Origin of the sequence: Catenulispora sp. MAP12-49, assembly GCF_041262705.1 — a bacterium.
Lineage (GTDB): Bacteria > Actinomycetota > Actinomycetes > Streptomycetales > Catenulisporaceae > Catenulispora.
Genome location: NZ_JBGCCP010000002.1, coordinates 568,517 through 594,469, shown reverse-complemented (window position 1 = coordinate 594,469; position 25,953 = coordinate 568,517). Strand labels below are relative to the sequence as shown.

The following is a 25,953-nucleotide window of genomic DNA, read 5'->3' as shown; positions in this document are numbered from 1 at the left end:
AGTGGCCCACCTATGGTTCGAACGACGATTGCCACCAGTCCAAAACCGCGTGCTATCGGGAGATCGTTCGTCGGCAGCCCAGATGGGTAACCCGGTCGCCCACGCTGACCACGCCTGACGATCAGATACGCCAGACAACCGCCCGCGACGAGTACGAACACGACGAACCCGCGTCCCCACGCCTTCGGCGTGCGCGTTTGCGGCGGCGATCGAAATCACGCACCCCACCGCATCTGGATTGCGGCTTGCTTCCTCCATGCGGCTCCCGATCGGCTCGCCGCGCAGCGGTGGCAACCTCGCGATGCCAGCAGCTGATCCGCGACGTCGGGGGCACACAGCGGCCCCACGAACTGCTCATGGAAGTGGTCCTGGTGACGATGGCGACGTTGCGGGCGATGTCCTGCGAGTGACTGGTGCAGCTTGGAAGGGTGTTGACCTAGATGGCTAATCTAGATAGCCTAAAGCTAATCAAGTTAGCCGTCGATGGAGGACGTCATGCCCGAGAACCTGAGAATCGGCAAGAACACCATCGCCTACGACGTGACCGGGGAGGGGCCCCTGGTCGTCCTCGCGCACGGTATCGGCGACAGCCGGCACTCCTACCGCTTCCTGGCTCCCGCCCTGGCCGCCGCCGGTTACCGGGTCGCGAACGTCGACATCCGCGGGTGCGGGGACTCCAGCCTCGGCTGGGACGGATACAGCCGCACCGACATCGCCGGCGACCTGGTCGCCGTCGTGCGCCACCTCGGCGGCCCGGCTGTGATCATCGGGCAGTCGATCAGCGGCGGCGCAGCGACCATCGCCGCCGCCACCGCACCCGACCTGATCAACGGTGTCATCGAGCTGGCCCCGTTCACCCGTGCACAGCCGATGGGCCTGGGCGGCCTGATGCGGGTCAAGCGCTTCCGGACCGGCTACACGCAGATGGCGATGGTCATCATGCGGGGACGCGTGGCGAACTGGATGAAGTATCTTGATGTGGCCTACCCGGTCAAGCCCGCCGACTGGGACGGCGAACTGGCCCGCATCCAGGCCAAACTGACCGAGCCCGGACGCATGGAGGCGCTGCAGGCGATGTGCAAGTCCAAGCCCAGCGACGCCGGCGCCCAGCTGGCCAATGTCACCTGCCCGGTCCTGATCGTCGAAGGCAGCCTGGACCCCGACTGGGCCGAGCCCCGCGCCGAGGGCGAGAAGATCGTCGCCGACCTGCCCGCCGGTCTCGGCGAGGTGGTCGTGATCGACGGTGCCGGACACTACCCGCACGCCCAGACCCCCGACCAGGTCTTGGCGGTGGCCCTGCCGTTCCTGGCGAAGACGGCCGCCAGTGCCTAGGTCCGGACTCACCGCGGCGGCTATCACCGAGGCCGCCGCCGCGCTGGCCGACGAGGTCGGCTTCGAGCAGCTCAGCATGGGCCTGCTCGCCGAACGACTCGGGATCAAGACGCCCTCGCTGTACAAACACGTCGCCGGCCAAGCCGACCTTGTCCACCGGGTTGCCCTTCTGGCCACGAACCAGTGCGCCGACGCCATCCGCGACGCGATCCAGGGCCGGGCCGGCAGCGAGGCCCTGTTCGCCGGCGCACAGGCGATGCGGACGTTCGTGAACGAACACCACGGCCGGTACGCGTTGGCCAATGCCGCCCGCCCGACCGGGCCCGACGACCCGCTCATCCCGGCTCTGGAGCGGGTGGTCTCCTCCTGGGCGGCCATGCTGCACGGGTACCGGATCGATCCCAGCCAGGAGCGACACGCACTGCGGATGCTCCGCACCGTCCTGCACGGATACGCATCCCTGGAAGCAGCCGGCGGGTTCCAGCACAGCACCGACGTCGACGACAGCTTCACCTGGATGATCACTTTCGTCGACCACGGCCTGCAAGCGTTCACCGCCGCCAGTACAGACAACGCCACCGCCCGCTGACGCACATCGCCGCGGCCACCGAGTCTCCCCGCCGGTCCCGACAGCCATCACTCCTGTGCCGTGAGCCCGCGCACCATCCCGGCCGTGTAGGACATGTACGCGACGACCGGCGCGCCCAGGCCCTTGCCGAACAGCGTCACGGCGAGTATCGCCAGCAGCAACGACGGGAACGCGACAGCACGTCCAGGCCAGGCCGACCAGCACGCCGGCGACTGCTTGAATCTGACCCACTTGCGTATCGGCCGCGATCCGCCCGCTGGGAGAACGTGTCGTGGCCGCCGCCGTCGGTGCTGAGCCAGTGTCCGCCACCGCGTGAACACGGTGCGCAAGTGGCGGGGCGGTTCGTCTCCCTGGCCAGGGTGGCCTCCGGGGCGTCGATCGCTCAGCCTGATCGAGGGCAGCACGACGGCTCTGCCGAACTGCCCGGTGGAGTCATCCACGGACATCGGCAAGCTGCCTGACCAGTGTGGACAGCCTGCGCCGACGCGGGCGGCGGCCTCTGGCCGGGGTGCGCGATGCGCCCGTCACGGGCTTCGGACAGCTCGCTGAATGTGTTCCCAACTCTCCACGCTCTGCCTCATCGCGACGGGAAGCGAGTGTGCCGAACCGCTACTTGCCGGAGGCGGGCACGAGGGTGCGCTGCGGTGTTGCGCAAGTAGCCCTTGTGGCCGATGCCGATTCGCGGTGCAGACGGGAATCATATGAAATCAACCTTAGCGCACCATGTGTCACATAGGCATCAAAAGCCTTGCGACAGATCAAAAACCCCACAGACGGAAGGGCGTAGAAGATGGTTCTTCGGAAGATGCTGTTCGGCGGTGCCGCCGCGATCGCGATAGGCGGCGGCGTGGCCTGCCCCGGCGTGGCACAGGCCGCGGATGTACCCCAGGCGCCGTCGTTGGCTTCGGACCAGGCCAGTCCCGGCGTTGTGCAGTCCGCGGATGCGCCCCTGGTGCCGTACGCGGCTGCGGCCCAGGTCGGCCCGGCGCAGCCGGTCGAAAACAGGTGGGCGCCGTCGCTGACGATCCACAAAGCCCACGAGGACCCGGCCGACCACGCCGTGGCGTACACCCTGTGGGTGAAGAACGACGGCAACGCCCCCACCAGTGGTACCTACACCGTCGTGGACTCCCTGCCGGACGGGGCCACCTACAGGTCCGTCGACGCCGGCCAGAGCTGGAACTGCGACACCGACGCCTCGCGAACGGCGGTGACATGCCGGAGTGATGCCTACCTGGCCCCCGGCGCCAGCAGCGACCCCATCACTGTGCACACCGGCATTGCCGACAAGGATCCGTGCCAGCTGATCAACATCGCTGCCGTGGACGGGGGCGACCACCGGGGCGGTTACGGCAGCGGTGCCGGCGCCGGCAACCGCCGCGAAGGTCACGACGGCAGCAGCATCCACCTCGCCAAGGACGTGCTCAGCTTGCCTTGTCACCGCGAGGGTGACAAGGGCAACGTCACCGTGACAGTCAACGTCACCGGCAACAACAACGGGGGCCGCGGCGGAGACTCCTCCGGCGCCACTGCGAACGGCAACGGCCACATCCACGATGTCACCGGCGGTTCCGCCACGGCCAGAGCCAAAGCCGCCGCAGACGCGAAGGCCAAGGCGCAGGCGCAGGCCAGGGCAAAGGCACAGGCACAGGCACAGGCCAGGGCGAAGGCGCAGGCACAGGCACAGGCCAGGGCGAAGGCGCAGGCACAGGCCAGGGCGAAGGCGCAGGCCAAGGCCCGCGGCGGCCGCGCCGTCAGCATCGTCAAGCACACGCCCCACCGCATCCAGCACGCCGTCCGTTGCCACATGCCCCTCCGGCGCATCGGCAGGCGCCGTTGATCAGGGCCGCGTGTGTGGCTGCCGCGCGGCTGGCTGAGAGTCAGTACGAACGAGCGTTCGTCGGGCGGTCGAGTGTGCTTCGTCTTGCGTGAGTTAACTCCTGTGGCCTAGATGAACTAGCGGTACGTGTGCGAGACCACTCAAATGGTTTCTATAGGACAAACATCCCGTAAGGCGCGCGACGCCTCATGGGACACAACAGGACTCCCATGCTGGGATCCACCAGAAAGGACGGAATGATGGTGTTACGCAGGATGCTGCTCGGCGGCGCGGCCGCGATCACCCTGGGCGGCGCGCTGGCTTGTCCCAGCCTCGCGCAGGCCGCGACCCACGCGAGTCCCATCCATCAGCCTGGCTCCTTGCAGGCGCCGTCGCTGACGATCCACAAGTCGCACCAGGACCCGGCTGACGACGCAGTGATCTACACCCTGTGGGTGAAGAACGACGGCAACGCCGATACTCACGGCACCTACGCTGTCACGGACACGCTGCCCGACGGGCTCACCGAGACCTCCGCCGAAGGCCGAAACTGGGACTGCGACAGCGACGCCGCGCACCAGATGGTGACCTGCAAGAGCGATGAAAACCTGGCCCCTGGGGAAACCAGCCAGCCCATCACCATCCGTACCCGCATCACCGAGAAGGACTCGTGCCAGCTGATCAACGTCGCCGCCGTCATCGGCGGGGACCGCGACCACAAGGACTACCGGGCCAACAACCGCCGCGGCGACCGTGACCACGTCGTCCACCTCACCAAGGACGTGCTCAACCTGCCCTGCCACCGCCACGAGCACGACCAGGACGGCGTGCATGTGACCGTCAACGGCAACAACAACGGCGGCCGCGGCGGCGACTCCTCCGGCGCCACCGCCAACGGCAACGGCCACATCAGCGACGTCAACGGCGGCATCGCCAGCGCCGACACGAAGGCCGCGGCCGACGCCCACAACGAAATCCACGGCCACCACCGCTGACAGCGGCAGCCCCGCGACGGGGTGCGGGTGAATCTCGGGGAGATCGACTCGGGGTGGCGTCAGGGCTGGGCTGACGCCACCCTATCGATGGCCGCTGCGGTCCGTCCCGTTTGTTGATATATCAGCCCACATCACGCGGTTGAACGTGAAGTCCTGGCACTCGCCCGGGGCTCTACCACACGCCCCCGTCGGGACGGTCCCAGGAACCCCGCGAGCCAGTTCCAAGGTGTGCGCCAACGACTTTCACCCGAGTACCCGGTGCTGCGCTGAAGTACGGCGCCCTCGGACAGGGGGTAAAGGGCTTCGCCGTAGGTGTCCAGGTGAAGTTGGTCGGCAGCCGCGTTGCCGACGCGGACCGGCGCCGATCCGCGGTAGCTCTCCAGGCGGTCGAGGACCGTTTCGGCCAATGTCGGATCGCCGTCGACCCGATACGTGATCTGCGGCGGGTCAACCTCTTTGCCCGCGCGGTCGTGCAGCCGGTCGCCGGCGTGCAGAGGCGTTTCGCCGCGCACACAGGCCAGCCAGGATCAGCCGCAACGGCTGAGCAACGAGATGGAGCGCACCCGCTCCGCGATCGTCGCGGCCGAGGTATGGGTCTTTGAGGCAACCGCTACCGCTACCGCTACTTCCACGACTTCGTCCGCTGCTGCGCGCCGCCGTGATGACGGACGATACGGACAGGACGTGGGCGTACAGCGAGGCGACTTCTTGTTCACCCGCGACTCGAATACCGTGACCCGCGCCATGACCTGCGCCAAGCCGTTTCGGTCCGGGCTCGTGCCTCCCCGCGGATCGTAACGAGGCCAAGGTGCGGCGAAGCCCGCTCTCAGCGCCGGAATGCCGACTCCGTCTGGTAGTCCGGCAGGGCGGCCAAGACACTGGCATATTCGGGATGGTCAAGACGCAAAGCGCCGGGCATCAGAGCGGCCAGGGCGTCGGCCTCCGTATACACGCCGGGCAGCGGGTTGGTGCCGGGGGGCATCGGGGACGGTGACGATCAGCGCGGGTTCGGAGGCGGCGGCCGGGCGGCTGCGAGTGTGAGCCAGCGCCCGCACGGCGGAGGTGGAGGAGGAGACCACCCGGTCCATGACCGTCCGTGGCCAACTCGATCGGTTGGCGGCGTCCATCCAGCGTGATGCGGTTCCCCTTTCCAAACCAGACCGGCATGCTCTGTGTTATGAAGGCGCAAGCTGGAGACTGGATCCAGATGCCGTTGGCGTCAGGGCTGCACACGGCGATCCTGAACCGGCTGCGACGCGCCGTCGACGAGGGCGAACTGCCCGCCGAAGCCTGACTGGAGTAGTTGGGCCTGTTCGCCTGGCCGGTGCGGCGGCGGGTGGGAATGAGGGTGCCGTCGATGAGCACGACCTCTCCTCCACGTTGGAAGTGCTCAGCCACCGTCTCGAGGCAGCGACACAGTTTCAGGCCGGCGGCGAACGCTGTGCATGAGCAAGGCGGCCCCTGGTCCACAGTCAAGCCGTGCAAGGTCGAGATCACCGCCGACGGCGGAAGGAAGGCCGTCAGCGCCTGCCCAGCGGTGTGTCAGCCACCTGATCCGGACAGCTCCCGCAGTCCCGCCAGCTGCCGCTCGTACAACTCCCGTGACCGCCGTAGAAAGCCGGTGAGCAGCTCCAGCTCCGCCCCGGAGTAACCATCGATGATGGCACCACCCTCGGTCACGAACGGACCGTAGAGGTCCCACAGCCGCGCTTTTGTCGCGTCCGCGATCCGGACCAGCGTCTTGCGCCGGTCAGACGGGTCCGCGGACCTGGTCAGGTGACCCCGCTTCTCCAAGCGGTCGAGCATCGCGGTGACGCTGCCCGTGGTCAGGGTGAGCGCCGGGCCGAGCGCTCCGGGCGTGCTCTGGCCATCCTGGAACAGAAGCTCCAGGCAACGCAGGTCGGTGCGGTTGACCCCGAGCACCGCCGCCGCGGCTTCGTCATAGGCGTCGACCACCGACTGCAGCGCCTGCATGCCGCTCCCCACTCCGGACCGGAGCTCGTTCAGGTCCTCGGTTGACATGGCCGCCTCCGTAGTGATCCCATAGAGATATCTTGAGCTTCAAGATACTTGATCCTCAAGATGGATCCTACCCGACGTAGCCCTCCGCGCACCGGTCGTCTCTGAGGAGTTCTCATGCATGTCCTGATCATCGGCGGCGGCACCGGCGGCATGTGCCTGGCCCACGGCCTCAAGCAGGCCGGCGTCTCGGTCGCGGTCTACGAGCGCTACGCCGCCCGCACCGACGGGCTGTACGGCTACCGGGTCGGCATCGACCCGACCGGTAACCGGGCCCTCAAGGAATGCCTCCCGCCGGACCTGTTCGAGACCTTCATCGCCACCTGCGCGCGGTCGCCGAAGTACTTCAATGTCCTGACGCAGAAGATGAAGCGGACCGCGTCGATCCCCCTGCGGGACGACAGCGACGACGTCAACAGCGAACGGTCGGTCTCCCGCTCCACACTACGGCAGCTGCTGTTCACCGGCATGGAGGACGTCCTGCACTTCGGGAAGGTGTTCACCCACTACGAGCAGCGCGACGACGGCATGGTCACCGCTCACTTCGCCGATGGCACCATCGCCACCGGCGACGTGCTCGTCTCCGCCGAGGGCACGCGCTCCGCCGTGCGGGCCCAGTACCTCCCGCAGGCCGAGGTGAAGGACGCCGGCATCCTGTCGATCGGCACGAAGACCCCGCTCACGCCCGAGACCCGCGCCCTGCTCCCGCCGGAGGTCCTCAACGGCCTGTCGCTGATCTTCGCCACCAAAGGGCTGATGGGCATCCTGCACGTGATGGAGTTCAAGTGGGACGCCGAGGGCCGTCCCAAGCCGGGCATACCCGGCGCCGATACCGTCGCCCGCTGGAACGGCCTGCAGTACGACAACACCCGCGACTACATCAACCTCTCGATGTGGACGACGACCGACGCCTTCCCGCCCGACGTCCTGAAGCAGCGCGGCGCCGACCTGGTCCGCACGGCCCTGGCCATGACCGGGAACTGGGACCCGGCCCTGCGCCGCATCTTCGAGCTCTCCGACCCCTCCGCGGCCTGGGCCGTGAAGATCGCCACCTCGGTCCCGGTCGAGCCGTGGGAGCCCACGAACATCACCCTGCTGGGCGACGCGATCCACACCATGACCCCCGGCCAGGGTGTCGGGGCGAACACCGCGCTACGTGACGCGACCCTGTTGTGCCGCCAGCTCACCGCCGCCGACCGGGGCGAGAAGGGCCTGCTGGACGCGATCGGAGCCTACGAGGCGGAGATGATCCCTTATGGCTTCGCCCGCGTCGCCGACTCGCTGTCCGGCAACGGCACCAGCGGCGACGATCCGCTGTACAAGCCGGCCACCCGCCGGGCGACCCTGTTCGCGGCCCGTGCCTACTTCAGCCTCACCGGCAAGATCCCGGCGTTCCGCCGGAAGTTCCTGGCCGATCTCTATACCTACCGCGGTTTCGAAGAGAGCTGAACCAGACAACCGGCGACGATCGTGTAGCAGTACAGCGTGAACGGGGTGGTGCGCTTTGCTGGGTGTGACCGCGCTGGTCCATTCCGTCCTGTTCTTGGTGGTGTAGTGGGCTTCGGGAGCCTTCACACCTCGGTTGGCCCTGTTCCGGTCCGATCCGCTGGTGTGGCGCGTTCCGGGGTTCGCGATCGGGGTGCTGGCGTCACTGTCGGTGTCACGCGCGCGATCGGCGTGCAGCCCACGGTCTCGGTGGCTGTTCCAGCCGCCGCGCTTGTACTCACGACCGACGCGCTCGCGATGGTGCGCGGCCTGCAGCTGAGCGCGTTCCGGTCGATCCAGCTCGCCCACGTCCTGGCAGACACCGCCGCGCAGGCCCACCGCGTGCTCGACGCCTTCTATCCCAGTCGTTGCACGGACCGAGACCAGGCCGAAGACGTGCGACACCGGTCCCGGCGGCTCGAACACCGTCGCCGTGATCGACACCGCCACGGACAAGGTCACCTTCACCATCACCGTGGGCTCCGCACCCCGCAGCCACGCCGACATCCTCCGCGAGTCGCTCGACGGTGCGAAGACGATGGGTTGACAGGGCGGGTCGAAGGGCGGCGCACGACCCTGTCAGCGGGTGCGGACCAAGGGCAGGAAGATGTCATCGACGATCTCCTCGATGCCTTCGTCGGGCATCGGCTGGAAGGTCGTGAAGACGTGGTGGCGTAGGAGATCCACCGGGAGTGAGCGCACTCGCGGCGTGAGCCGTGCCGCGTCGGCTTCGCCGCGTGCGACGGCCGTGTCGAGGATGTGGTCGAGCGTGGATTCTTCGCCGCTCAACAACACGTCGCGCAGGTCGGCCAGGGTTTTGCCGGTCTCCTGGTAGTAGCCGCCGAGCTGCACGCCCAAGACGGTCGCGACGTCCAGGCGCGAGTTGTTGAGGCCGTGCATCAGGGCCATGAGATCCCCGCGCAGACTTCCGGTGTCGGGCCTCGGGGAGGGTTGGGCCGCGCCGATGAACGCGATGGTCGCGAGCACCAGGTCGTGCCGACTGGGCCAGTGTCGGGCGAGGACCGGACGGCTTGTGCCGGCTCGGCTGGCCACGGCTCCCAGGCTGAATCCCGCATAGCCGTTCTCGCGCAGCACAGCCCATGACGCTTCGAGTACTGCGTCTTCCAGTGCGGCGCCGTGCCGGCGCCGTGCCGGCTGGGCTTCCTCGGCGATCACGCACGGAGTTTACAGTGCCGGCTACCTCAACGCCTAAGATGCGGGTCCGCATCTTATGGAGTAGCGTCCGGCGTTGTTCGGCTGTTCGTCGGCGGGGCGAGCGCTCCGCGAAGCAGGAAGGCCTGATTGATGACCACAGACAACGCCACGACTGGTTCGCCGGCCACCGCGGTGCGGCGGGAGACGACAGTCTTCACGGCGACCGCCGGCATGCCGGGCCGGTTCGCGTCCAACTTCGACTTCCAGTTGGCGCTCGCGCTCGGGACCGCGGACAGCGGAGGTTCCGCGGCGGGGGAATGCTTTGCGAGCATCTCGAAGGTTCCCGACGCCGACCTGCAGGCGTGGCAGGGAGCATGGACGGAAACCGCGAAGCGGGTGGAGGACCTGGCCGAGCAGTGCCTTTCCCGCGGCCACACGGTCAGCGCGGGCGAGGCGTTCCTGCGAGCGTCGACCTACTGGCGCTCGGCCGGGTTCTTCCTGGAGAGGCAGGACGAGGACCGGATCCCGAACTGGAAGCGAAACCGGGTCTGCTTCCAGTCGGGCATGGAACTTCTCGAGATCCGCTACGAGGCGGTTCAGGTTCCTTATGAGGCGGGCAAGTTCCTGCCCGGATACTTCGTGAAACCCGACACCGCGATGACGCCGAGGGCCACGGCGATCATCATCGGGGGAGGGGACATGACCGCCGAGGAGCTCTACTTCACCACCGGCGCCGCGGCCGTTCGCCGGGGCTACAACGCCTTCCTCGTCGAGCTCCCGGGCCAGCGCGGCGCCTACTACGCCGATCCCGAGTTGACGTTCCGGCCCGACACGGACGTCCAGATGAGCTACATCGTCGACTGGGCCCTGAACCGTACCGACGTCGACCCCGAACGCCTGTCACTGACCGGCTACAGCATGGGCGGCCTGTTCGCTCCCCGAGCAGTCGCCCGCGAGAAGCGGATCAAAGCGGTCATCGCCAGCTCCCTCACACCATCCTTCGTCCCATCGATCCTCAGCCTCATCGGACTCGACCCGCAGGAGCCGTACGGCGCGATCAAGGACCTCGACTCACGCGTCAACCTGTCCTCGCCCATGGCCAGGCTGCTGCTCGGGGACGTGCGGGAGCGGTTCGGCATGCTCGACCGCCCGGTCAAGGACTACCTCGACTACCTCGCCGAGTTCGACCTCGCCGGGCTGGAGGACGAGATCTCCTGCCCGCTGCTGAACATCGCAGGCGCCGGGGAGGGTTCGATGGTGAGCCAAGCCCAGCAGTTCTTCCAGCGACTGTCCTGCCCGAAGACCGAGAGATTCATCCAAGAGTTCGAGGGCGGCGAGGCGCACTGCGCGGTGAACAACCGCAGCCTGGCCAACCAGATCGAGTTCGACTTCCTGGATGAGGTCTTCGCCACCGGCGAGTAGCTCGGGAACGGCCCAGTGCTGCGGCTTCCGAGCGAGCTCCGCGCCGCCGATTGATCCGCCGTCGCTCGATGCGAGAGTTCGTAGTCGGGCGCTCAGACGCGAGTGCTGCCCCGGAAGATGCCAACCCTCGTCCAAGCCTCGCTGACCACGCGTCAGGGCGCTACGTTCAGCGAACTGCGGGCCCGGTAGCGCGGTGAGCAGCTCCTGACACTGGTTGATGAGGCGGCCGTCGCTCGTGCCGGCAGCGCCTTGGAGCCCGACGCCAGCCCAGCAGCTGATTCTGAACAAGGAGACCGCCGGCCGCACGTTCAAAGGCTTCGCGCCGGCCGTTATCCCCGGCAAATAACCAGACCCATGCCTACGCGACGACCCGCCTAACCGAAGCCCGAGACCTGCTGCGCCTGCCAGACGCCGTTGCCCAGACCGTTGACCTGCGCATGATTCGCGGAGAAATGATCAACGACCCAGACCGGACCTTCCACCCCGTCGATGTCAGGTCCACCCTGGCCGGCTACGCCACCGTCTACCGGCCCGAGGACATGTAAACCGGCACCAAGCTGGCCGCCCTCACCGCGATCGACAGCGGCGTCACGACCATGCTCGACTTCTCCCACAACTCCAGCACCCCGGCACATTCCGATGCCGCCATCGAAGCCCTGCGCGACAGCGGCATCCGAGGCGTGCACGCCACGATGGGCCCACACGGCTTATCTGCCGCCCTCAGCCGTTGCTCGGGGCCCCGGCCAGGGCTGCGATGATCCCGATGACGGCGGTCCCGAGCAGGGCGGTGACTACGCTGCGGCGAGTGGCCAGCAGCCAGCGCTACTGCGGTGAGGACTACGGCCTGCTACCAATGCGTCAGGGCCAGGCCCAGCGGGATCGCGGCACCGGTGATCGCGCCGACCGCCGCCGGTCCCGCTCCGGACAGGAACGCCTGGACGCGCTCGTCGTGGCGCAGCCGGTCATAGTGCCGGCCTCTGAGCAGGATGAAAGCGAAGGAGGGGTGAACGCGATCGACACGGGGATGGCGAAGGCGGCATCGACGGGGTGCTCCTGGACGTGCGCGGGGCGCGGCGCCGAGCGCCGAACGTGCCCACAACCTCCGGCCGATCGCGCAAGAGCCGCTCACGGCAGCCAGACAGTGACGTCCAGCCCGCCGTCGGGCCGGGAGCGGGCGTCAGCACGGCCACCGTGGGCGTCGGCGACTGAGCGCACGATCGACAGACCGAGGCCGGAGTGCTTGGTGTCGCCGGTGCGGTCGGGGGATCCTCGGTGGAAGGGTTCGAAGAGGGCCGGGACGGTTTCGGGGTCGATCTGGGGGCCGGTGTTGCTGACTGCCAGTGCCGGGGTGTCGGCGACTTCGACGCGGACCCAGCCGCCGGTGTGGTTGTAGGTGACGGCGTTGTCGATCAGGTTGACGACGAGGCGTTCCAACAGCACCGGATCGCCGGCCACGGTTCGCGGCCCGGTGCGCACCTCGACGCCGTCGAAGTCCTTCGCGGCGGTCTCCACCAAGTGGTCGAGGCGGACGGGGACGCGGTCGGACAGGCCTCGGTCGCTGCGGGCCAGGATGAGCAGCCCGTCCAGTACCCGTTCGGTGCGAGCGTTCGTGTCGAGCAGCCGCGAGCCCAGCAGGCGCGTCTCGGGTGGGACGTCGTCGGCGAGTAGTGCGACCTCGATCAGGGTCCGTTGCAGCGCGAGCGGGGTGCGTAGCTCGTGTGAGGCGTTGGCGACGAATCGGTGCTGGCTGTCGAAGGACCGGGACAGCCGGTCGAGCATGCCGTCGAAGGTGTCGGCGAGTTCTTTGAGCTCGTCGTGGGGCCCGTTCAGCTTGATCCGGCGGGTGAGGTCCTCGGCGCCGAGCCGGCGCGCGGTGTCGGTGATGTCGTGCAACGGACGCAGAACCCGCCTGGCGACGAACCAGCCGAGCAGCACGGCCAGCACGGCGGTGATCAGCAACGCCGCGCCGGACTGGACCAGCAGCGTGGTGAGCGTCGAGGAGCGGTAGGCGGTCAGCGACTGGATGACTTGCGCGAAGTTCTGCTCCGGCAGAGCAGGCACCGTCGGGGATTTCTGGGATGTGTCGTCCGCGGGCACCTGCCCCATCGAGGTATCGGCGAATCTCGTCGGTGAGGGCAGGGCTTGGCTCACCAGCAGGTAGACGATGACCAGGAGCACGATCCCGGAAAGTGCGAACATCCCGCCGTACAGCGCGGTCAGTTTGCCCCGCACGGACAGCGGCCTCACGCGCCGAACCGGTAGCCGGCGCCGGGCACGGTGTGGATGAGCGGCGGGTCGCCGAGTTTGCGGCGCAGCGTCATCACGGCCATGCGCACCGCGTTGGTGAACGGATCGGCGTTCTCGTCCCATGCCCTCTCCAACAAGGACTCGACGCTGACGACGCTGTCGCCGGCGCGCATCAGCACCTGGAGCACCGCGTACTCCTTCGGCGCCAGCGGCAGGAACCGGCCCTCCCGGGACGCCTGGTGGCGGGGCAGGTCGAGCACTACGCCGTGGCGTTCCAACACCGGTGGCAGCGCGGGCCGGGTCCGCCTGGCCAGCGCCTGTACGCGGGCGACCAGCTCGCTGAACGCGAACGGTTTGGTGAGGTAGTCGTCAGCGCCGAGGCCGAGGCCGGCGACCCGATCGGCGACGGCGACGGCGGCGGTCACCATGAGCACCCGGGCCCGGCCGCCGTCGGCGACGGTGGCGGCGCACACCCGGTCGCCGGACACGTCGGGCAGGTCGCGGTCCAGGACCACGACGTCGTATTCATGGACGCCGATCCGCTCCAGCGCGCATTCCCCGCTGTAGCAGACGTCGACCGCCATCGCGAACTTGCGCAGTCCCTCGGCGATCGAGTCGGCGAACAACCGTTCGTCCTCAACAACAAGCACTCTCACGTCCCGATGCTAGAGGCGTCGGGATAGGCAGGGGATAAACGATTCTGCTTAACCGGCCCGGATTGCCCGATCGGTACTACTGGATTCCTCGAATCCTGAACCCGAGAGTCCTGAACTGATGGGGTGTCATGCGGAAACACATCACGATCCTGGCCGTCGCCGGTGCGGCGACCGCGGTGCTGCTGGCCGGCTGTGGCGACGGCAGCAGCTCGGCCAAGGTGGCATCGCTGTCGTCGCCGAGACCGACGGTCAGCACCGCGCCGGTTCCCGGCGGCGGCACCACGAACCAGGCCGACGACATGGACCAGATGCGCGCTTACGCGAAGTGTATGCGGGACAACGGCTACGACATGCCCGATCCGGGTGGCAGCGGAGACATGCCGGGGGTCAAGCCGGACGACCCGAAGTTCGCAGGCGCCAACGAGAAGTGCAAGTCGCAGTTGCCCAACGGCGGCCAGCCCACGTCGCAGGACCCGGCCGAGCTGGACCAGATGCGCGAGTGGGCGAAGTGCATGCGCGACCACGGCGTCGACATCCCCGATCCGCAGCCCGGCGAGGGCTTGCCCCTGCCAGACGGCGCCGATCCGAAAGTCCAGGCAGGCGCGAAGGCCTGCGGGTCGGTGGGAGGGTGACGATGTCCGATCAGAGCACGCCGCACCGCGGGCACCGGGCTCGGTGGTTCGTGGGCGCGTCGGTGACGGTGATGGTGGCGGGTACTGGCTCGGTCGTCGTGCTGACACAGGTGTCGGAGGCGCAGGCGCCGCCGGTTCCGCCGCCGCCGGTCACCACCGCCGCCATCGCCAAGACCGATCTGAGCGAGCAGGAGGACACCGACGGCACGCTGGGGTTCGGCGCGGAGACGGACCTGACCGGACGCAGGACCGGCACCATCACGGCGCTGCCAGCGCTGGGGACGGAGATCACCCAGGGCAAGCAGGTGTACGGCGTGGACGCGACACCGGTGACGCTGTTCTACGGCATGCTGCCGTTCTACCGCGATCTGTCCGCGGGCGTCCCCGACGGCCCGGACGTCGAGGAGCTTGAGAAGAACCTCAAGGACCTGGGCTATACCGGGTTCGGCACGCCGGACAACAAGTTCACCGCTGCGACCGCGACGGCGTTGAAGCAATGGCAGAAGGCACAAGGGCTCCCGCAGACGGGCACGTTCACACCCGGCGACGTGGTGCTCGCGACCGGCCCGATCCGCGTGTCCACGGTGACCGGCTCGCTTGGCGGACCCGCCGCCGGCCCCGTCGTCAAGACGACCGGCACCAGCAAGATCGTGGAGGTGAAGCTCGACGCGGCGAAGCAGAACCTGGCCAAGGTCGGCGACGTGGTCAAGATCGACGTCAACGGCGCGACCGGCACCGGCAAGGTCGTCGACGTGGGGCGCGTCGCCGTACCCGACAAGGATGCCACCGGACAGCCCAACGGCAAGGTGGTGATCACCGTCAGGATCATGCTCGACGACCCGAACCTGGGCGGCGGTTTGGACTCCGTGCCGGCCACCGTTCATTTCGTGAAAGACGTCCATAAAGGCGTGCTGGTGGTGCCGGTCGGCGCGCTGCTCGCGCTTGCCGAGGGTGGCTACGCCGTCGAGGTCGAGGACCAGAGCGGGCAGCGCCACCTGGTCCCGGTCAAGACCGGGCTGTTCTCCGGCGGCCGGGTCGAGATATCCGGGCCCGGGCTGGCCCCCGGCACGATGGTGGTGACGACATCGTGATCCCGGTGCTGCGCGCGGACCGGGTTTCGCGCGCCTATCCCGGCGGCGTGCAGGCGCTGCGGGAGGTTTCACTGTCCGTCGAGGAGGGGGAGATGGTCGCCATCGTCGGTCCGTCCGGCTCGGGCAAGTCCACGCTGCTTCAGCTGATGGGCACGCTGGACCGCCCGACGTCCGGCCGGATCGAGGTCCGCGGCCACGACGTGGCGAGGCTGCCGGACCGCCGGCTGTCCGCGCTGCGTTCGGCCTGGATCGGTTTCGTGTTCCAACAGTTCTTCCTGTCCGAGGGGGTGAGCGCGGTCGACAACGTCTGCGCCGGGCTGCTGTACGCCGGCGTGCCGAGGCGGCAGCGCCGGGCCAAAGCGCTGGCCGCGCTGGACCGGGTACGGCTGGGCCATCGGGCCGAGCACTTCCCCAACGAGCTGTCCGGTGGCGAACGGCAACGGGTGGCGATCGCCCGCGCGGTGGTGAACGAGCCGTCGATCCTGCTGGCCGACGAGCCCACCGGCAACCTGGACACCGCCACCGGGGCGGCCGTCCTGGAGCTGCTGGGCGACCTCCGCGCGGACGGCACCTCGATCGTGGTGATCACGCACGACCGCGAGATCGCCGCCGGCATGCCGCGCCGCATCGAGGTGTTGGACGGGCGGATCCAGCTGGACACCGGAGCGGCGGTGGCGCTGTGACCACACCCACCCTGCCGGACTCCCACCGGCTGCCCGTCACCGACGTACTCACCCTCGGCGCGCACGGCATGCGGACCCGTCCGCTGCGCGCGGTGCTCTCGGCCCTGGGCATCGCGATCGGCATCGCCGCGATGGTCGCCGTGCTCGCGGTGCCCGCCTCCAGCGCGCGAGCGCTGCACGACAAACTCGCGGCCCTGGGCACCGACCTCCTCACCGCGGCCCCCGGCCGCTCGCCGGCCGGCGGCAACACGCAACTGCCCGAGAACGCCGCAGCCATGGCCAAGCGGATAGGCCCGGTCACCGGCGCCACCGCGACCGGGAAGGTGCCGAACGCCACGATCCGCCGGTCGGACAAGGTCCCCCTGGAGGACACGTCCGGAGTGTCAGTGCTGGCCGCCGACACCAACCTGCTCAACGTCATCGGCGGCACGATGCACAGCGGTTCATTCCTGGGTGCCGGCAACGACAATTTCCCGGTAGTGGTGCTCGGGGCGATCACGGCCAGCCGCCTGGGTATCGACCACGTCGACCCGGCCCACCCAACCCAGGTATACCTCGCAGGCCACTGGTTCACCGTGGTCGGTGTACTGGACTCGATGCCCCTGGCCCCGGAGATCGAACGCTCAGCCCTGGTGGGACGCGCCGTCGCGCAGAAGCTGCTCGGCTTCGACGGACACCCCACGATCGTCTACGTGAAAGCGGTCGAGTCTGCGGTCGCCGACGTCCGTGCGGTGTTGGGCGCGACGATCAACCCGCAATCACCATTCGGGGTCGCCGTGCAGCGTCCGTCAGATGTGCTCCAGGCACAGGCACTGACGCAGAGCACATACAGCGCCCTGTTCCTCGGTCTGGGCGGGATCGCGCTCCTGGTCGGCGGAGTCGGAGTGGCCAACACCATGGTCATCTCAGTGCTGGAACGACGCCGCGAGATCGGCCTGCGCCGGGCCCTCGGGGCGACAAGACGCCAGGTCCGAGGTCAGTTCCTGGCCGAGTCGGTCCTGCTGTCCGGACTCGGCGGGCTGGTCGGCGTGCTGATCGGGGTCCTGGTGACCGCCGGCTACGCCCTGTCCCAAAGCTGGCCCGCGGTACTGCCGGTGCCGGCGCTGACAGGTGGAGTCGTGATATCCGCCCTGGTCGGCGCCATCGCCGGCGCGTATCCAGCAATGCGCGCCGCGAAGCTGCCACCCACACAAGCCCTCTCCTGACAGAACCGTGGGGGACCGCCGCGGTGGCGGTCCCCCCACTGGGTCTGGCGGGACTGAGTTTGTGCGGATGGTAGGCGTTGCGTTGGAACGACTTATGCTTCGCATCAGGAGAGCCGACTTCTCTGAGGGCTGATGATGAGCCACCCTGTTCAGGCAGGCACAATTCGCTTTGTCTCATAGGCCCCTTGATGGGCCGTGTCCGGTCTCCCGATCCGGTAGTCGACGGCATGGCCCCTGCAGCTAGATCGGCCCCTGATGGCTCCCGCCGACGTTGTAGCCAATCATGCTGGTCTGGCCCGCCGGGTGCCGCACAACGCGAAGTAGCGCAGCTTGGTGGGCTGCGAACCCTCAGCTGTGCGCGGGGTCGGACATGAGGAACGATGAGCACCAGGCAGGCGGCGTGCTGCAGAAGCGCGTCCGTCACCGGGCCGATTCGCACGCCGTGCCGCTCGCCGTCGCCTCGTCGGGCGCCGGCGACGATCGAGTCGGCACGGGCTGTCTGGGTGAGCAGCACCGAGGACGGCGATCCGTCGAGGACGCGGGTACAACGCGCCTGCCGGTCCGCCAGGATCTGTCCCAGTACGGCCTGGGCCTCGGCCCGGGGCTCGAGCGGTTGCGCGCCGGCCCCGATGAGCGCGAGCCCTGGCTGGTTGGAAGGCGGTGATCGCGTGCAGCCTTGCCGAGCGGAAGCGGGCCTCCCAAGTTCCTGGCCACAAGAAGCTGCGCTGCGGCGTCCACCGCTCCGTCCAGGCTCTCGAGCGCGACATCCGGCCCTGGGTCGCCGACTGGAACGACGACCCAGGGCCGGATGTCTGGACCAAGACCCGCCGACCAGATCCTTGAGACCTTGGCAACCTACTGCCGACGGATCAACGACTCAGGACACTAGAAGGCCGCGAGTCCGTTCGGAGTGCCGAGGCCCGTGGGCCCGTTGTACCCCGGCAGGGCGTTGCACTGGTAGTCGCCGCCGCAGTCCTGGTCGCCGAGGACGTTGTTGCCGCCGACCACGTTGTGCAGCCCGTCTGTGTGCGCGTACAGGTATGCCGCGTTCGGGAAGCGGCCGGGGTGGCCGCTCAGCGCGATGACGCCGGCGATGATCGGTGATGCCGCGCTGGTGCCCCCGACGACGTTCCAGCCGGGCACCAGGCGCCCTCCCAGGCTGGTCTTGTCGGTGACGTACACGGCCACACCGCTCTGGGGGTCGGCGACCGCGGAGACGTCGGCGACCATGCGGCCGGGGCAGTCGGGGTCGGTCTGCCAGGCGGGCTTGTCGAACCAGGCCGAGCAGCCGCTGCCGGCCCCGCTCCACGCGGTCTCGCTCCAGCCCCGGGCGTTCGCGGCCTTGACCAGCGAGGTCCCGCCGACCGCGATCACGCTCTGGTACACCGCCGGGGAGCTCGGTATCTGGTATCCGCTGTCGCCGGTGGAGGCGAGGATCGCGACGCCGGGATGGCTGTAGTGCGAGGCGTAGGCGGCTGATTCGGTGTTCTCGGTGGTGCCGTAGCTGTTGGAGACTTCGGTGGCGCCGGCCGCCACCGCGGTGTCCACCGAGGCGGCCAGGTCGGCCACATCGGGGGAGTCGCCTTCGACCAGCACGATCTTGCACTCCGGGCAGGCCGCCGAGACCATGTCCAGGTCCAGCGCTTCCTCCACGCCCCAGCCGGCATCCGGCGGTAGCGGGGTGGCCGCGCCCTTCTGGTCGAGCTTGCGGAAGCAGCCGTTGGCGGTGGTGCAGGGCGGCAGGTTGTAGGTGGCCCGGTAGACGGCGAGGTCGGCCTCGGCGGTGGGGTCGTCGCCGGCATCGACGATGCCCACGGTCTGGTTAGCTCCGCCGGTGGTCGGCAGGTTGTAGGCGGAGTGCAGGTCCGCCGGCCCGAGCCCGGACGGCAACGGCGCGGCGGCCGCGCTGACAGCGGTGCGGGCGCCGCCGTGGACGCCGCGAACTCCGGCGGGGCCGCCCGCCACGTCGGTACGGACCTGCGCGTAGCACCGCATCTGTCCCGGTGCCGGGCGGCCGCAGGCGTCCATCACGTTCGTGGTGTGCCGCGCCGCGGTTTGAGCAGGCGTCGCGGCTGTGGCCGTCGTCGTCATCGCCACAGTCAGCGCCGCTGTCAATGCCGTGGCTCCGGCCACGGCGACAAGGCTGCGTATCTTCATCATTCCTCTTACTCCCGCGTCAGCCGACGGTGTAGGGGTTGGTGACGGTCTGGGTGATGGTGCCGCCGACCGCGTCCTTCGCGGTGACCCGCAGCGTGATCGACGTCCCGGCGGCGGGGTTGTGCCAGAAGGCCACGTAGTGCCCGTCGGCGCCGACAGTCGGTGCGTCGTACCAGGTGGTGCCGCCGTCGGTGGAGACGGAGACCTGCGCGCAGGTCACCGCCGCCCGCGGCCCGAACTTGCCGAAGTGCTCGTGGCCGATGTCCAGAGCCAGCGTCTGCACCGGCTGCGTCGAGGTGTTCATCGTCGACAGGCCCGCCAGCTGGTAGGTGACCGTCAGCACCGGCAGGATCTGACAGGCCGCGGTCGGATGTCCGGCGATCTCGGCCGCCAGGCACTCGTCGGACGCCGGCAACGTGGCACCGGGATCGGTCTGGCCGGTGTACGGGAACGACACATCGGTGTGGGACTGCGTGGACTGCGTCGCCCCCTGGGGCGCCCGATTCACGTCGATGACGGCCCGCACCGTCGCCGGACCCGTCGGCACAGTCGCCAGCACAAGGCCCAGTTGGCTCGGGAAGCCTGCGGGCGAGGTGACCGGCCGGCCGTTCCAGTAGTAGGCAGACTGCACGTTTCCGGTTTGCTGCCCCGAGGTGTCCTCGTTGCTGTCGCCGATGTCGCTCAGGCTCAGATTCAGCCCGCCGCCACCCACGCAGGCGCCGCAGTACGTGACGGCGTCTTCGGAGTCGTGCCGTCGCACCCCGGGCGTCGAAGGGCCCTGAGTCCACACGTGCTTCTCGTGATCTCCGTGGGAAAGCTGGACCGGATCGACCTGGGCAAAGGACCGGTCGATGGGGTGCCCCTCGGCGTCCTCGGGCGGCCCGACCACCCCGCGGGCCCACCGGCCGGGCGTGTAATAGCCGGTCCCCGTGGTCCCGTTCGCGAAAGTGCTGCCGATCAGGATGCCGAACGCGTCCTGCCCCGGTATCTGCGGGGCGCTTTCCACGCGCCTGGGCTCAGACCCGTAAGCCGGCTCACCCGCCAAAGTGTCGGAGACCTTTGCCATATCAGCGGCGTGGGCCGTGTGGGACTGGTCGGCGTCCACGTGATCGGAGGTGAAATACGCGTTGTACTGGTACTGCGGGCCGGTGGCCGGGCCGGCTGAATTCCAGCGGGTCTGGAAGCTGAACTGCCCGACGGCCGCCTTCGGCGCCGGCGTCACCGCCATCACGGTCGGGGGCGCCTCAAACTGGTAGATGGTGAAACTTCTCCCGACGGCCGGGGTGCGGACCGCGAAATCGACGAACGCCGTCGGCGTCGACGGCAGGTCGGTGGTGACGTTCACCTGCGAGGTCGCGGTGCGGGCGTCCAGCGTCCGCACCGGGACGTCACCGGTCGCGGGGACCTGGAAGTCCTGAAGCGTGACCAGGCTGTCCTTGGTCGGGAAGCCGTTCGCGTCGACCTGGTAGAACTCCCCGAAGGCGGCGTAGTTCCCGGCCGGGACGGCGATTCGCGCGACGCCGTCCACCACCGGGGCGACCACGCTGGAGATCTGCGAGTTGTCGGTGTTCTCCAGCAGGATCGGCAGGTTCGCCGGCAGACCGGACCCGTCGATCGCGTTGATCTGCAGGACCCGCATCCGAGAGTCCGGCGCCATCGAGGACGCCGGCGTCGTGGTGCCGGCCAGCGCCATCGACGACAAGCCGGACGGCAGACCGGAAGCCCCCGGCGAGCGGCCCGCGGCCACGTCCGCCGCGAGTCGCTGACGCAGCGCCGCCGCCAGGGCCTTGCCGGACTCCGGCGTGAAATAGCCGGTGGCCGAGGCGCCGCTGGTCGAGGTGAGGGTGATCCCGGCCGGTGCGGTCGGGGTGACACCGGACTGGTAGGACAACCGCACCGGGATCCGACCCGGGCCGGAGCCCTGAGCCGCCTGCGCGGTGGCGAGTTTGGTCAGATCGAACAACGACAGGTCCAACTGGTGGCCGGCATAGGGCATCGCCTCGGACGGGATCAGATAGCGATCCCCCCTGGGGTCGTCGAAGCCGGTCAGGTCCGAGTGCGGGCCGGGGTCCAGCGGCGTGATCGTCCCGTGCGCGCCGAGCTCGAACTGCTCGCCGGTCGGCAGTGTGACGGACGCCGCCAGGCCGGCCAAGGACGCCGGAAGTGCGTAGGCGGTCGCACCCGCCGCGGTTGCCGGAGTGTCCATGGCCGCCGCCACGGACGTCGCGGTCAGCACCGCCGCCGCCGCGAGCCTGGCCGCGGTGGCGACCCTGCGGGAAGGTCGTGATGTCAACTTCTATCCTTTCGGAGTACGGCAATGCCGATCGCCGCGAACGCGCGAGGGATCTCGGCACGCTCGCTGAAAGCGACGGCATTTTCAGCGTGACGGGTGCTTGTTCGGAACTTGTCAGCATCGCCGACTGAATCAGCCGGCTGATGAGGTGGCCCGGCTCATCGCGCCCGTCGGGGCGGCGGAGCTGGGTGCCGAGGTCACACGCGCCGATACTCCGGGGTCTGCGACGGTAGTCGCACCGTCATATTCGTTCCGACCCCTATAGCGCTTTCCGCCCGGATCGTGCCGCTGTGGGCCTGCACCAGATGCCGTGCGATGGCCAGGCCCAGCCCGCTGCCTCCGGTGCTGCGGCTCCGTGACTTCTCCGCACGCCAGAACCGGTCGAAGATGTACGGCAGGTCGGCTTCGGAGATCCCGGTTCCGGTGTCCACCACGCTGATCTCGACGGCCTCCGGATCTGCGATCGCGGTCAGGGTGACGTGACCGCCGCGCGGCGTGTGCCGCAGCGCGTTGGACACGAGGTTCCCCAGTACCTGCCTGATACGTTCGGGGTCCGCGTGGATCTCCAGCCCGGGCTCGGCCTGTACCACCACCTCGACCCCGAGGTCCGAGGCCTGCGCACGGTGCGCGACCACGATGCGTCGCAGCAGCGCCAGGACCGGAATCGGTTGCGGATGCACCCGCAGCGTCCCGGCATCGGCGCTGGCCAGGTCCTGCAGATCGTCGATGATGTGCTGCAGGAGCACCGCCTCGTCGTGGAGCGACGTGATCAGGTCCGGCGTCGGCTCCACCAGCCCGTCGCGGGTGACCTCCAGCCAGCCGCGGATGTTGGTCAGCGGCGAGCGCAGTTCGTGCGCGATGTCCGCGACCATCGCCTTGCGCTGGGCGTCCATCTGCTGGCGGCGCTCGGTCTGCTGGTTGAACGCCATGGCCAGGTAGCCGGTCTCGTCCCGGGTGGTGACCGGGGCCCGGGCGAAGTCGGCCGGATCCTGCCGGGCGGTGTGGATCAGCGCTCTCAGCGGCCGGACCAACCGCAGCCCGACCAGTGTGGTCACGGCCAGGGTGATCGCCAACACGAGCGCCGCCGTCCAAATGATCTTGGCTCGGTTCTGCCCGGTCAGGTCGAAATGCTCACGGGCGGTTGTGCCGATGCCGAGGTAGAGCTGGGCTGGGGGAGCCACATAGGGGCGCAGTTGATCGATACGAGCGGCCTGCAGGCACTGTCCGCCCTGTTCGAGCACCTCGGTCTGTCGGGAGCGCAGCTGGAAGCCGGGGGTGACGGTCAGGTCGAACTTCACCGTCACCCCTTGGCGGGTCAGGCAGGCGGCTGCGGCCGCCGCCAGATCGGCCAACGGCTTCGCCTCGGTCGCCGTCGGCACGAACGCGACCGAGGCCGGCGCCGGCCCCGCCTCGGTCGCCGTCGGCGCGCTCACGCGTGCGCCGAGTCCCCCGCAGCCGGCCACTGCCTGATCCGACGCGTTGCTCTGGACCGTGTACCTCCCGGTGGGCAACTCGACCGCCTGAGCCTGCGCCCCGTTGGACGTCAGACAGCTCACCTCATGGTCGGCGAGCTGCCGCAGCGCCGAGGATTCCTGTGCGGTGAGCAGGTACGGGCCGACCACCCGCGGATCGATACCCGGCCGCTGAGCCCCCGGCGTGGTGGAGGTGTCGAAGCTCAGCGGGTCGATCGTGGCGGTGGCCGTCGGCGGCAGCGACGCCGACTGCTTCGTGGAGTCGCTGATCACCGAACCGCCGTCCCCGACCAACGCGATCCGCATTCGGTACTGCGCGGACAGCTGGTCGAGCAAGGGCGCGACGCCGGTCCAGCTGCCGTGGTCCGCGGCGTATCCGCTGAGCCGCTCGACGATCTCACCATCGGCCTGAAGGCTCTGCCCCTGTTGATATGCCAGCGCGGAGGTGGCGGTCGAGGTGGCCAGCCATGCGGTGGCCGCGATGGCACAGCCGGCGATCAGACAGGACGCGGCCAGCAGACGGACCAGCAGACTGCGATACATCGGGACCGGTGCGGCCATCAGCAGTTCTCAACCAGTTTGTAGCCCACGCCGTAGACGGTCACCAGCCGGACCGGTTTGGCCGGATCCGGCTCGATCTTCCGGCGCAGGTTCATGACGTGGACGTCCACCGCGCGTTCGGTGGAGGCCCGGTTGAAGCCGCGGGTGTGCCGTAGCAGCTGAGCCCTGGTGAAGACCTGACCCGGGGCCGCGGCCATCACCGCCAGCAGGGCGAACTCATCGGGCGTGCAGGCCACCGGCCGCCGGTCGCAGATCACCAGGTGTTTGGCCCGGTCGACCAGCAGGCCGCCGACCCGGAGCACCGCGGCGTTCGGATCGGCGGCACTGCCCCGGACCCGGCGAAGGACGGTGCGGATCCGCGCGACCAGCTCGCGGGGGCTGTACGGCTTGGTCATGTAGTCGTCGGCGCCGACGTCGAGGCCGGCCAGCACGTCGTCCTCGCTGAACCGCGCGGTCAGCATCAGCACAGGCGTATCGCCCCGGCCGCGCAGCCATCGGCAGATGCCGAGTCCGTCAGTGCCGGGCAGCATCACATCCAGCACCACCAGATCTGGCGGCGATTCCTCGATACACCGGAACGCGGCGGGCGCATCGTGGACGACGGTCGCGCTGTACCCTTCGCTCGCCAACGAGATGCGGATCAGCTCCGCCTGCTTGGGGTCGTCCTCGACGATCAGGATGTGGCCACTCACCGCACCGACTCTAGGAAGGTCAAGGGTGGCGGGATAGCGAGATCAGCATTCCTGACAGCTTCCTAAAGATTCATCGTCGGGCCGGGGGTCTGTCAAAGCAGCGGTGTAATGGGTTTGATGTGGGGGTTGGGCCGCGTCCGGAGTCGTGTCCATGTGGCGGGGCGAAGGCTCCTGATCCAGATCAGCGATCCGCGTAGCTGGAGCCCTGCCATGTAGCTGTCGGGTGTCTTGCCATAGCGGATAGCCATGTCGCGCCAGGCTTTGGTCTTGTTGATGCAGCGTTCCACGGTGTTGCGGTCCCGATGCCGCTCGCCGTCGAAGGACACCGGTCGGCCCCCGGCGCTGCCACGCTTTCTGTGGTTCGTGGCTCAATCGGTCTTCTCCGACGAACTCGACGGGCAACTGTGCACCGAGCCCGCGAACCGCGACGGTTCACGGCGAAGAACCGTCTGTCGGCTTGAGCTCGCGGCCGTCCTACTGCCGGATGACACGCCATCAAGGGCTGAGGGAGGTTCAAGGCGCTATACAAGTTGCCGGCGCGGCGATTCGCTTTGCCATCGGATCTCAGATCGCGCGCCGAGACGGCTCCTGCGGCCGCTACGGCCGCGCCGCCATGGGCTGTCGAACTGGAACGGAGTCGGGCGCGGGTTGCTGGCTGGGGACGTCCTGTTCGCGGCCGGCCGGCCGGATGCCGCCGAGATCGAGCGCGCGCACCTGGCGACGCTCGCTCCAGCTGGCGCGCGAAACCCGCGCTCGGGCTCGTCGCCGCGACCGTCGCGTTCACGACCACCCAGTGAGCGAACGCGAGGGCGCAGGATTCCCCCGAGGCCGATGGCAGAAGGTCCCTGAACAGTCCCTTCATCCGCGCCCGAGAATTCACTTCCGAGCGTTGAACCAGAACCCTGATTTCAGCGTTCTGCGACAGTCGGCCGCACCCGGCCGAAACGGGGGACCCCACCACGCCTCCGCCGGCGCCGGCCGGCGGACGCCACACGGAAGCGGAGAACCAGTTGTCCACCCTTAAGCTCGCGCCGGAGTACGGCGCATCACTGTTCCGCATAGTGGTCGGCTTTCTCATCGCCTGCCACGGTGCCTCCACCTTGTTCGCCTTCCCCGTCAACGGACACACGGTCTCCCCCTTGGTGTGGCCCGGCGGGGTGGCCGCGGCTCTGCAGTTCGGGTTCGGAGTGCTCGTGCTGATCGGGCTCGGTACCCGGACGTCGGCGGTGATGCTCTCGGGGACCATGGCCTATGCCTACTTCTCCGTGCACCAGGAGAAGGCGTTGCTGCCCATGCAGAACGGCGGCGAACCGGCCGCGCTGTTCTCGTGGGCGTTCCTCATGGTCGCGATCGTCGGGCCGGGGCCGCTGGCCTTCGACGCGCTCAGGGCGAAGGTGAAGGCGAAGGTCCCCGTGGCGGCCGGCAGCGAGCCTGTGGCGGTGGTGTGA

The 25,953-nt window shown here is 68.8% G+C and carries 23 protein-coding genes and 3 pseudogenes; 16 read left to right on the top strand and 10 right to left on the bottom strand.

The genetic code is table 11. The features are described from left to right. The first annotated feature begins 287 nt into the window (after positions 1-287). The 5 genes from ABIA35_RS06620 (at position 288) to ABIA35_RS06600 (ending at position 4,735) form a co-directional block, all read left to right on the top strand. The gene (locus ABIA35_RS06620; protein ID WP_370357286.1) at positions 288-410 is read left to right on the top strand and encodes a hypothetical protein; all 123 of its coding nucleotides are present in this window, start codon (positions 288-290) and stop codon (positions 408-410) included. Between the two features lie 85 nt (positions 411-495). Then, positions 496-1,332, top strand: a complete 837-nt coding sequence (locus tag ABIA35_RS06615; protein WP_370357285.1) for an alpha/beta fold hydrolase — start codon at positions 496-498, stop codon at positions 1,330-1,332. Continuing rightward, on the top strand, positions 1,325-1,921 hold the full coding sequence (locus ABIA35_RS06610) for a WHG domain-containing protein (RefSeq protein ID WP_370357284.1): 597 nt from the start codon (positions 1,325-1,327) through the stop codon (positions 1,919-1,921). Before ABIA35_RS06615 ends, ABIA35_RS06610 begins: the two co-directional genes overlap by 8 nt. 790 nt (positions 1,922-2,711) lie before the next feature. Further along, complete coding sequence (locus ABIA35_RS06605) at positions 2,712-3,761, top strand: hypothetical protein (protein WP_370357283.1); 1,050 nt, start codon at positions 2,712-2,714, stop codon at positions 3,759-3,761. A gap of 239 nt (positions 3,762-4,000) precedes the next feature. Further along, entirely contained in the window at positions 4,001-4,735 is a 735-nt protein-coding gene (locus ABIA35_RS06600; RefSeq protein WP_370357282.1) for a hypothetical protein, read from the top strand. A gap of 1,542 nt (positions 4,736-6,277) precedes the next feature. Here the strand turns inward: ABIA35_RS06600 and ABIA35_RS06595 are convergent. Further along, positions 6,278-6,757: a MarR family winged helix-turn-helix transcriptional regulator gene (locus tag ABIA35_RS06595; protein ID WP_370357281.1), complete on the bottom strand. Its 480-nt coding sequence runs from the start codon at positions 6,755-6,757 to the stop codon at positions 6,278-6,280. Positions 6,758-6,871: 114 nt separating this feature from the next. Here ABIA35_RS06595 and ABIA35_RS06590 point away from each other — a divergent pair, with 114 nt between their 5' ends. Then, positions 6,872-8,203, top strand: a complete 1,332-nt coding sequence (locus ABIA35_RS06590; RefSeq protein ID WP_370357280.1) for an FAD-dependent oxidoreductase — start codon at positions 6,872-6,874, stop codon at positions 8,201-8,203. A 394-nt stretch (positions 8,204-8,597) separates the two neighbouring features. Then, entirely contained in the window at positions 8,598-8,786 is a 189-nt protein-coding gene (locus ABIA35_RS06585; protein WP_370357411.1) for a hypothetical protein, read from the top strand. A 32-nt stretch (positions 8,787-8,818) separates the two neighbouring features. Here the strand turns inward: ABIA35_RS06585 and ABIA35_RS06580 are convergent, their stop codons facing one another. Then, a complete protein-coding gene (locus ABIA35_RS06580; protein WP_370357279.1) occupies positions 8,819-9,415 on the bottom strand; it encodes a TetR/AcrR family transcriptional regulator in 597 nt (198 codons plus the stop codon). Positions 9,416-9,544: 129 nt separating this feature from the next. Here ABIA35_RS06580 and ABIA35_RS06575 point away from each other — a divergent pair, with 129 nt between their 5' ends. Together ABIA35_RS06575 and ABIA35_RS06570 are read left to right on the top strand one after the other, a co-directional pair. After that, entirely contained in the window at positions 9,545-10,816 is a 1,272-nt protein-coding gene (locus tag ABIA35_RS06575; protein ID WP_370357278.1) for an alpha/beta hydrolase family protein, read from the top strand. A 491-nt stretch (positions 10,817-11,307) separates the two neighbouring features. Then, positions 11,308-11,520, top strand: a pseudogene (locus tag ABIA35_RS06570) (amidohydrolase); the annotation flags it as partial. 421 nt (positions 11,521-11,941) lie between these two features. Here the strand turns inward: ABIA35_RS06570 and ABIA35_RS06565 are convergent. Both ABIA35_RS06565 and ABIA35_RS06560 read right to left on the bottom strand, forming a co-directional pair. Further along, positions 11,942-13,063 carry a sensor histidine kinase gene (locus ABIA35_RS06565; RefSeq protein ID WP_370357277.1) on the bottom strand — a complete coding sequence of 374 codons (1,122 nt, stop codon included), beginning with the start codon at positions 13,061-13,063 and terminating at the stop codon, positions 11,942-11,944. After that, the gene (locus tag ABIA35_RS06560) at positions 13,060-13,719 is read right to left on the bottom strand and encodes a response regulator transcription factor (RefSeq protein WP_370357276.1); all 660 of its coding nucleotides are present in this window, start codon (positions 13,717-13,719) and stop codon (positions 13,060-13,062) included. Before ABIA35_RS06560 ends, ABIA35_RS06565 begins: the two co-directional genes overlap by 4 nt. A 128-nt stretch (positions 13,720-13,847) precedes the next feature. On the opposite strand from ABIA35_RS06560, the gene ABIA35_RS06555 reads away from it, so the two are divergent. The 4 genes from ABIA35_RS06555 to ABIA35_RS06540 are packed head-to-tail and all read left to right on the top strand — an operon-like array spanning position 13,848 to position 17,330. Next, positions 13,848-14,351, top strand: coding sequence for a hypothetical protein (locus ABIA35_RS06555; protein WP_370357275.1), 504 nt, complete (start codon positions 13,848-13,850; stop codon positions 14,349-14,351). A 2-nt stretch (positions 14,352-14,353) separates the two neighbouring features. Then, positions 14,354-15,442 (top strand): peptidoglycan-binding protein, encoded by a 1,089-nt coding sequence (locus ABIA35_RS06550; RefSeq protein WP_370357274.1) that lies wholly within the window; start codon positions 14,354-14,356, stop codon positions 15,440-15,442. Then, positions 15,439-16,125 carry an ABC transporter ATP-binding protein gene (locus ABIA35_RS06545; protein WP_370357273.1) on the top strand — a complete coding sequence of 229 codons (687 nt, stop codon included), beginning with the start codon at positions 15,439-15,441 and terminating at the stop codon, positions 16,123-16,125. The genes ABIA35_RS06550 and ABIA35_RS06545 overlap by 4 nt, the downstream gene beginning before the upstream one ends. Then, entirely contained in the window at positions 16,122-17,330 is a 1,209-nt protein-coding gene (locus tag ABIA35_RS06540; protein ID WP_370357272.1) for an ABC transporter permease, read from the top strand. Before ABIA35_RS06545 ends, ABIA35_RS06540 begins: the two co-directional genes overlap by 4 nt. A gap of 433 nt (positions 17,331-17,763) precedes the next feature. Here ABIA35_RS06540 and ABIA35_RS06535 read toward each other — a convergent pair. Then, positions 17,764-17,844 (bottom strand): annotated as a pseudogene (locus ABIA35_RS06535) (hypothetical protein); the annotation flags it as partial. 200 nt (positions 17,845-18,044) lie between these two features. Here ABIA35_RS06535 and ABIA35_RS06530 point away from each other — a divergent pair. After that, positions 18,045-18,219: pseudogene (locus tag ABIA35_RS06530) on the top strand (IS630 family transposase); the annotation flags it as partial. On the opposite strand, the gene ABIA35_RS06525 reads toward ABIA35_RS06530, so the two are convergent. Then, positions 18,216-19,490 carry a S8 family serine peptidase gene (locus ABIA35_RS06525; protein WP_370357271.1) on the bottom strand — a complete coding sequence of 425 codons (1,275 nt, stop codon included), beginning with the start codon at positions 19,488-19,490 and terminating at the stop codon, positions 18,216-18,218. The pseudogene ABIA35_RS06530 and the gene ABIA35_RS06525 overlap by 4 nt on opposite strands. Positions 19,491-19,506: 16 nt before the next feature. Continuing rightward, positions 19,507-21,780 (bottom strand): hypothetical protein, encoded by a 2,274-nt coding sequence (locus ABIA35_RS06520; RefSeq protein ID WP_370357270.1) that lies wholly within the window; start codon positions 21,778-21,780, stop codon positions 19,507-19,509. On the opposite strand from ABIA35_RS06520, the gene ABIA35_RS06515 reads away from it, so the two are divergent. Next, complete coding sequence (locus ABIA35_RS06515; RefSeq protein WP_370357269.1) at positions 21,774-21,911, top strand: hypothetical protein; 138 nt, start codon at positions 21,774-21,776, stop codon at positions 21,909-21,911. The genes ABIA35_RS06520 and ABIA35_RS06515 overlap by 7 nt on opposite strands. Positions 21,912-21,977: 66 nt before the next feature. Here the strand turns inward: ABIA35_RS06515 and ABIA35_RS06510 are convergent, their stop codons facing one another. The 3 genes from ABIA35_RS06510 to ABIA35_RS06500 form a co-directional block, all read right to left on the bottom strand. Then, positions 21,978-23,813, bottom strand: a complete 1,836-nt coding sequence (locus tag ABIA35_RS06510) for a sensor histidine kinase (RefSeq protein WP_370357268.1) — start codon at positions 23,811-23,813, stop codon at positions 21,978-21,980. After that, positions 23,813-24,505 carry a response regulator gene (locus tag ABIA35_RS06505; protein ID WP_370357267.1) on the bottom strand — a complete coding sequence of 231 codons (693 nt, stop codon included), beginning with the start codon at positions 24,503-24,505 and terminating at the stop codon, positions 23,813-23,815. Before ABIA35_RS06505 ends, ABIA35_RS06510 begins: the two co-directional genes overlap by 1 nt. Before the next feature lie 92 nt (positions 24,506-24,597). Next, entirely contained in the window at positions 24,598-24,831 is a 234-nt protein-coding gene (locus ABIA35_RS06500) for a hypothetical protein (RefSeq protein WP_370357266.1), read from the bottom strand. Between the two features lie 684 nt (positions 24,832-25,515). Between ABIA35_RS06500 and ABIA35_RS06495 the strand changes: the two genes are divergently transcribed. Next, positions 25,516-25,953 (top strand): DoxX family protein, encoded by a 438-nt coding sequence (locus ABIA35_RS06495; RefSeq protein WP_370357265.1) that lies wholly within the window; start codon positions 25,516-25,518, stop codon positions 25,951-25,953.

Bases quoted from the DNA above. Each gene is read 5' to 3' on its own strand.
- ABIA35_RS06615 (WP_370357285.1), top strand. From the start codon at position 496: ATGCCCGAGAACCTGAGAATCGGCAAGAACACCATCGCCTACGACGTG.
- ABIA35_RS06605 (WP_370357283.1), top strand. From the start codon at position 2,712: ATGGTTCTTCGGAAGATGCTGTTCGGCGGTGCCGCCGCGATCGCGATA.
- ABIA35_RS06600 (WP_370357282.1), top strand. From the start codon at position 4,001: ATGGTGTTACGCAGGATGCTGCTCGGCGGCGCGGCCGCGATCACCCTG.
- ABIA35_RS06595 (WP_370357281.1), bottom strand. From the start codon at position 6,757: ATGTCAACCGAGGACCTGAACGAGCTCCGGTCCGGAGTGGGGAGCGGC.
- ABIA35_RS06590 (WP_370357280.1), top strand. From the start codon at position 6,872: ATGCATGTCCTGATCATCGGCGGCGGCACCGGCGGCATGTGCCTGGCC.
- ABIA35_RS06575 (WP_370357278.1), top strand. From the start codon at position 9,545: ATGACCACAGACAACGCCACGACTGGTTCGCCGGCCACCGCGGTGCGG.
- ABIA35_RS06555 (WP_370357275.1), top strand. From the start codon at position 13,848: ATGCGGAAACACATCACGATCCTGGCCGTCGCCGGTGCGGCGACCGCG.
- ABIA35_RS06550 (WP_370357274.1), top strand. From the start codon at position 14,354: ATGTCCGATCAGAGCACGCCGCACCGCGGGCACCGGGCTCGGTGGTTC.
- ABIA35_RS06525 (WP_370357271.1), bottom strand. From the start codon at position 19,490: ATGATGAAGATACGCAGCCTTGTCGCCGTGGCCGGAGCCACGGCATTG.
- ABIA35_RS06515 (WP_370357269.1), top strand. From the start codon at position 21,774: ATGTCAACTTCTATCCTTTCGGAGTACGGCAATGCCGATCGCCGCGAA.
- ABIA35_RS06510 (WP_370357268.1), bottom strand. From the start codon at position 23,813: ATGGCCGCACCGGTCCCGATGTATCGCAGTCTGCTGGTCCGTCTGCTG.